At 64.5% G+C, this 1,354-nt stretch carries 1 protein-coding gene; it reads right to left on the bottom strand.

The window, feature by feature from the left end:
- Positions 1-14 precede the first annotated feature (14 nt).
- On the bottom strand, positions 15-1,354 hold a 1,340-nt coding region (gene tnpC, locus NKH43_RS35195), incomplete at its 5' end, for an IS66 family transposase (protein WP_352862059.1).

The raw sequence follows: 1,354 nt of genomic DNA, 5'->3' as shown, positions 1-1,354 counted from the left end.
CGTAACCGCTGTTCTCAGGCCACGGCCTTGAGCGGCATAGGTCTGTAGGCCCAAGGCAGCAGATCGTCGATCTGGCTTTGTGGATGGCCGGCGACGATCCGGGCGATCACGTCAGCGAGGTAGGTGTGAGGCTCGACGCCGTTGAGCTTGCATGTCTCGATCAGCGAAGCGATCGTTGCCCAATGCTCGGCGCCGCCGTCGGAGCCGGCGAAGAGCGCATTCTTGCGGTTCAGCGCAATGGGACGGATGGCGCGCTCGACGACGTTGGAGTCGATCTCGATCGTACCGTTGTCGAGGAATCTTGTCAGACCTTGCCAGCGCGAGAGCGCGTAGCGGATGGCTTCCGCCAGCTTGGTCTTCTGGCTGATAAGGGTGAGTTGCTGCCTAAGCCACGGCTCAAGGGCATTGATTACGGGACGGCTTCTCTCCTGCCGGACGGCGCGGCGTTCGTCGGCGGAACGACCGCGGATATCGCTCTCAACGTGGTAGAGTTGGGCGATGCGGGCGAGCGCCTCCGTCGCGATCGGCGCGGGGCCGGACTGCGCGAGCTCATAGAAGCGGCGACGCACGTGCGACCAGCAAAAGGCCAAGCTCACGGCGTTGCGTTCGGCCAGCGCCTTGTAACCCGCGTATCCGTCGACCTGCAGGGTTCCGACAAAGCCCTGAAGATGCCGGATCGGCTGTTCGGCCTTGCGGTCCGGAGCGTAGAGATAGGCGACGCCGGGTAGGTCCATTCCGCCCCAAGGTCGGTCGTCTCGGGCATAGGCGAACAACTGCCCCGTTTTGGTCCGCCCCCGGCCCGGATCAAGCACAGGCGCAGTGGTCTCGTCCGCGAAGAGCTTGTCTGAAGCCTTCAGCCGCTCGAACAGCCGCTCATGCACAGGGCGAAGCAGGAAAGCTGCCTTGCCCACCCAGTCGGCGAGTGTCGAACGGTCGAGATTGACGCCCTGGCGGGCGTAGATCTGGGCCTGACGATATAGGGGAAGGTGGTCGGCATACTTCGACACCAGAACATGAGCCACCGTGGCCTCTGTAGGAATGCCGCCTTCGACGAGACGTGCCGGCGCTGGCGCCTGCACGACCACCTCTTCGCAGGCCCGACACGCATACTTCGGTCGACGGGTGACAATCACCCGGAACTGGGCGGGCACGATGTCGAGACGCTCGGAGACGTCCTCGCCCATAACATGCAGCTGGCCTTGGCAGCACGGGCAGATCTTGTCGGCGATGTCGATTACCTGCTCGACGCGCGACAGATGGGCGGGCAACGAGCCGCGGTTGGCGCGACGCTTACGAGCCCTGGCATCACGCTTTGAGGGGTCCGCGGCTTCCGCGCTGGCGAAGCCCTCCGCCT

Origin of the sequence: Mesorhizobium sp. M1163, assembly GCF_040318415.1 — a bacterium.
Taxonomy (GTDB): domain Bacteria; phylum Pseudomonadota; class Alphaproteobacteria; order Rhizobiales; family Rhizobiaceae; genus Mesorhizobium.
Note: the sequence above shows the minus strand (reverse complement) of the source record. Positions and strands in the feature narration are given on the sequence as shown.